Source organism: Elusimicrobiota bacterium (assembly GCA_018816525.1).
Lineage (GTDB): Bacteria > Elusimicrobiota > Endomicrobiia > CG1-02-37-114 > XYA2-FULL-39-19 > OXYB2-FULL-48-7.
The window spans coordinates 1-5,074 of the sequence record JAHIVV010000086.1 but is presented as its reverse complement, the minus strand read 5'-3'; the positions used below and the strand labels follow the sequence as shown (position 1 = coordinate 5,074).

At 39.8% G+C, this 5,074-nt stretch carries 5 protein-coding genes; all 5 read right to left on the bottom strand.

Going from position 1 to position 5,074, the window contains the following annotated elements; all coding sequences use genetic code 11:
- Window positions 1–369: 369 nt before the first annotated feature.
- Window positions 370–1,815: an Asp-tRNA(Asn)/Glu-tRNA(Gln) amidotransferase subunit GatB gene (gene gatB / locus KKH91_08185; protein ID MBU0952780.1), complete on the bottom strand. Its 1,446-nt coding sequence runs from the start codon at window positions 1,813–1,815 to the stop codon at window positions 370–372.
- On the bottom strand, window positions 1,808–2,161 hold the full coding sequence (locus tag KKH91_08180) for an NUDIX domain-containing protein (protein ID MBU0952779.1): 354 nt from the start codon (window positions 2,159–2,161) through the stop codon (window positions 1,808–1,810). The genes gatB and KKH91_08180 overlap by 8 nt, the downstream gene beginning before the upstream one ends.
- A 70-nt stretch (window positions 2,162–2,231) precedes the next feature.
- Window positions 2,232–3,110, bottom strand: a complete 879-nt coding sequence (locus KKH91_08175; protein ID MBU0952778.1) for a class A beta-lactamase-related serine hydrolase — start codon at window positions 3,108–3,110, stop codon at window positions 2,232–2,234.
- 1 nt (window position 3,111) lies between these two features.
- A complete protein-coding gene (gatA, locus tag KKH91_08170) occupies window positions 3,112–4,575 on the bottom strand; it encodes an Asp-tRNA(Asn)/Glu-tRNA(Gln) amidotransferase subunit GatA (GenBank protein ID MBU0952777.1) in 1,464 nt (487 codons plus the stop codon).
- 7 nt (window positions 4,576–4,582) lie between these two features.
- Entirely contained in the window at window positions 4,583–4,870 is a 288-nt protein-coding gene (gene gatC, locus KKH91_08165) for an Asp-tRNA(Asn)/Glu-tRNA(Gln) amidotransferase subunit GatC (GenBank protein MBU0952776.1), read from the bottom strand.
- Window positions 4,871–5,074 lie beyond the last annotated feature (204 nt).

Genomic DNA, 5,074 nt, shown 5'->3' with positions numbered 1-5,074 from the left:
TTACAAGAACAATATGATAATCGCATTTGTAAACACTATGGCTCAGCCGTTTATATTCCATACTCCAATTATACGAAGATATTGGAATGTTATCCATCTCTCGAGCTTACGCTCGGAGAATTCCAGAGGACTGGCTTAAACGATGTTTCTGTTTGGAAGTTTTGCAAACCTAAGGATTGGTTTTGTGTATCAGGAACACCTGCTATCACCTGATCAAATGAAATATAGGTCGATGACGATGAATTACATGGCGTCGTAAAACTCATACCGGCAAAACAACACAAAACTACAGCTATAGAAACTAATTTCCTCATTATTCTATTCCTCCATCAAAATTTTTTTACACCAAGACTTCAACGACAATCCTAATTAATCCCCACCTCCTTCGGTTTTAAGCAATTCCTGCAAAAGTTTATTGACCGTCTGAGGATTTGCTTTACCTTCGGTTTTTTTCATAACCGCGCCCACAAGCGAGCCAAGAGCCTGCTTCTTACCTGCTTTATATTCATCAGCCGCTTTCTGGTTTTCGGAAATGACCTGCTCAACTATTTTTTTGATTTCAGTTTCATCGGTAATTTGTACCAGGTTTTTTTCTTTGACAATTACTGAAGGCATTTTCCCTGAAGTAAACATTTCGGCAAAAACTGTTTTCGCAATTTTACCGGAAATAGTATTGTTTTCAATCAGTTTTACCAATTCAGCCATATTTTCACAACTTACCGGAGCCTGGCTTATATTCAAATTTTCGGAATTCAACCGGCCAAGCAATTCAGTAGTTATCCAGTTTGCCAGAATTTTGCCGGCAGAAGGGTTAACGAAAGACAAAGCTTTTTCATAATATTGCGCCAGGGGTTTGTCTTTTGTTAAAACATCCGCATCATAAACAGACAAGCAAAAATCTTTAATAAACCTCTGCTTGCGGACTTCGGGTAGTTCCGGTATAGTTTTCCTTAATTCCTCTATGCATTGTTTGCTAAACTCAAACGGAGGCAGGTCCGGCTCGGGAAAATAGCGGTAATCATGCGCCTGTTCCTTTGAACGCATAGTATCAGTCAAACCGCGGGTATCGTCCCATAACCTGGTTTCCTGGACAATTTTTCCCCCGTCCTGAAGCACCTGAATTTGCCTTTTTATTTCGTAATCGAGAGCTTCCCTGACTGCTTTAAACGAATTCATGTTTTTTATTTCCGTTTTTGTGCCAAGTTCATCAGCATCGGCTTTCATCACGGATACATTAGCGTCGCAGCGCAGCGACCCTTTTTCCATGTCACAATCTGAAATTTCCAGGTATTGTAAAATTGTTTTTAAAGTTGAAAGGTAAGCGTAAGCTTCTTCGGGTGAATACATATCAGGTTCAGACACTATTTCCATCAAAGGAATACCGCAGCGGTTAAAATCCACCAGTGAATAATCCAGCTCCCTGGAACCTATAGCATGGAGCAATTTACCCGTGTCTTCTTCCTGATGGACTCGTTTTACCCTGATTTTTTTAGCCCCTATTTCCACAAAACCATCATAACCGAAAGGTTCCTCATACTGTGTTATCTGATAATCTTTAGGAAGGTCCGGGTAAAAATAATTCTTTCTGGCAAAAATAGAAAAATAATTTATTTTACAACCCAGCGCAAGAGCGGTTTTTAAACTGAACTCAATCGCTTTTTTATTTGCAACGGGCAAAACACCGGGCTGACCCGAACATACCGGGCAAATATTGGTATTTGGCTGTGAACCGAATTCCGTAGAACAGCCGCAAAACATTTTTGATTTTGTTTTAAGCTGGACGTGGACTTCCAATCCTATTACCGGTTTATACATTTTGATTTATCGCTTTCTTTAAAAGTTCTTTATCGTTTTTATAGTTTAAGTTTTTTTCCGCTTCCCTGAACTCCTGCCAGCGTATTTCCAATATTTCTGAATCAGGTTCCTTGATTTTTTCCAGCGGCTTCATCAAAAACCATTTTACTGTTTTCTTAATCAATTTTTCTTTATCTTTAAACCAATATTGCACCGAATCAATATTTTTTAATATTTCGCAGTTATATCCTGTTTCTTCTACTACTTCCCTCAGCGCGGCTTCCTGCGCGGTCTCTTTTTTCTCTATATGCCCTTTGGGAAAAGTCCAGACTATTTCTTTTTGGAGATTTTCAACTCTGATCATCAAAATTTTGTTTCTGTCGATTACCAAGCCGCCCGCTGAAAATTCAAAAGCAACCTTCCCCAATAATCCGCCTTCAATAACACCTGTATGTTTTATAGGCCACTTCGCCTATAAGATTTTTTGCTAATTTGTAAGAACCAAAATCGCTGGTTAAAACGCAGACAATAAAATCGCCTTTATCCGTAAACACTATTCCCGCATCATGGCAGATGTCTCTTAAAAGCCCGGTTTTATTAGCAACATTCAGATCCTTAGGTAAAAACCTGCGTATTCGGTCTTTGTGTTTCTGTTGCTGCAGGATGGTAAGCATTTCTTCGGAAGCTTTTTCAGAAACGAGTTGTTTATTATACATTTTTTCAAGAATATCGCCCATTTCTCTGGCAGTCGTGTAATTTTCAACGCCGTACCTGCGCATTTTCAAGTCCATTATCCCGCGGTCCATGCGGGTAACTTGCAGGTTAAGTTTATTCTTAAAAACCCAATTTATATATCCATAGCCCAATTTATTTGAAATCATATTGGTTGCTGTGTTGTCGCTTTCGGTTATCATATGATAAATAAGATCATAAATACAAAATTTGCTTCCCCTCCGGCAGCTTTTTAAAGTGCCCGAGCCCGCCGCCTTTAAACTGCGGGTAAGGATTAACTGCTCCTTTAGAGTAATATTGCCATCCTCAACTGCCTGATATGTAGCCACCATTATAGGCAATTTTACCAGGCTGGCGCTGGCAAATTTCTTGTCCTCGTTGTAGGTAATGACGGCACCGGTTTTCAAATCCTTGATATAGAGGCCTACTTCCCCGGGAAAAGAGTAAACATTTTCCATAACCTCTTTATTGAGGTCATTGTAAACTATTTTCCTTTGAATATAAGCGTATTTAGTGACGGACGCGCTGAACAACGCTATAAAAATCGCAGTTTGAAAAAAAATTTCTCTCTTTCTGATAACCATTTCAAACACCCGGATATTTTAGATGCCAGTCTGTGGATTGCTCATAATTATGTCCGATTTCAAGAATTGTTTTTTCGTCAAAATGCCTGCCTAAAATCTGCAGGCCCACGGGCAGGTTATCCTTTGTAAAACCGCACGGTATAGATATACCCGGCAAACCTGCCAAATTGCACGGAATAGTGAATATATCGGATAAATACATTTGTAACGGGTCATCTGTTCTTTCACCGATTTTGAATGCCGCTGAAGGCGCCGTAGGAGTTACGATTGCGTCAACTTTTTTAAAGGCTTCTTCAAAATCTCTTTTAATCAAGGTCCTTACTTTTTGCGCTTTGCCGTAGTAGGCGTCATAATAACCCGCTGATAAAGCGTAAGTTCCGAGCATTATCCGCCGTTTTACTTCGCTGCCAAAACCTTTTCCCCTGGATTTTTTATACGTTTCCAGAAGCCCTGAAGTATTCTGTTCGCGATAACCGTATTTTACGCTGTCGAATCTCGCAAGGTTTGCGCTGGCTTCGGAAGGCGCTAAAATATAGTAAACCGCTACAGCATATTCCGTATGAGGAAGAGATATATCCAATATTACAGCCCCAAGTTTTTCCAGCGCTTTGATTGCATCCTTCATTGCTTTGCTGACATCCTGATCAATGCCTGAAATAAAATATTCCTTAGGAAGGCCGATTTTCAAACCCTTCAAATCTTTCCTTGAATTTATCAATTCTGTATAATCAGGCACAGAAATATTTGCCGAAGTTGAATCTTTTCTGTCGTAACCGGAAATTACCTGCAGTAATAACGCAGAGTCAGCGACACATTTTGAAAATGTGCCTATCTGGTCAAGTGATGACCCGAACGCAATCAACCCGTAGCGTGAAACACTGCCATACGTCGGCTTGAGGCCGACAACACCGCAGCAGCTGGCCGGCTGGCGTATACTGCCGCCGGTATCCGAACCGAGCGCCAGCGCAGATAAACCCGCGGATACAGCCACAGCGCTGCCGCCGGAGGAACCTCCGGGGATATAATTTTTGTTCCAGGGATTTTTTGTAACTTTGTAGGCGGAATTTTCAGTAGAAGAACCCATGGCGAATTCATCCATGTTTGTTTTCCCTATTATAACTGCATCTTCCTGTTCAAGTTTTTCTATTACGGTCGCGTTATAGGGGCTGATATAATTTTCCAATATCTTTGAGGAACAGGTGGTTTTTTTTCCTTTAATGCACATATTGTCTTTTATAGCTATGGGCAGCCCTGCAAGCAAGCCGACTTTTTGCCCCGACTTTATTTTCTTGTCAATTTCTTTTGCCTTTAAAAGGGCGTCTTCTTCAAAGACTTCCATAAAAGCGGTTAAATGCGAATCATTTTGCTTAATTCTGCCCAAAAAAAATTCCGTTATTTCCTGAACGGAAACATTTTTGTCTTTTATACTATTAATTAGCTCTGAAACGGTTTTTTTATGGTGCATATCAGCCTTACTCAATAATTTTTTTAACTTTAAACAGCCTGTCTTCCCTTTCAGGCGCGTTGGCAATTATACCATCTGTGTTTTCAAATATTTCTACAATATCTTCCCGGGAAACATTTTTTAAATTTACTATGCTGGAGGTGGGTTTGACGTCGGAAGTATTTACTTCGTTTAGTTTATCCATATAGCCGAGAATATTCTCTAATTGCCTGGTAAACGTCTCTTTTTCTTCATCAGTAAGTTCCAGCCTGGCTAAATTGGCGACATATTCAACATCTTTTTTTGTTATTTTCACAGTCACCTATTGTAACAATTTTGTTGATATATTTCAAGCAAATTTATTGTTTTGTCATCTAAAAAGTAAATATCCCACGAGCTTACGCTCGGGGCATTTAAATTCCTAACTCAAGCTTCGCTTGTCCAATATCTTCTTTGCCTTGTTGCTCTATATAGTCTTTTATCACGCGTTCATTGATTCCAACGGTCGAAACAAAGTATC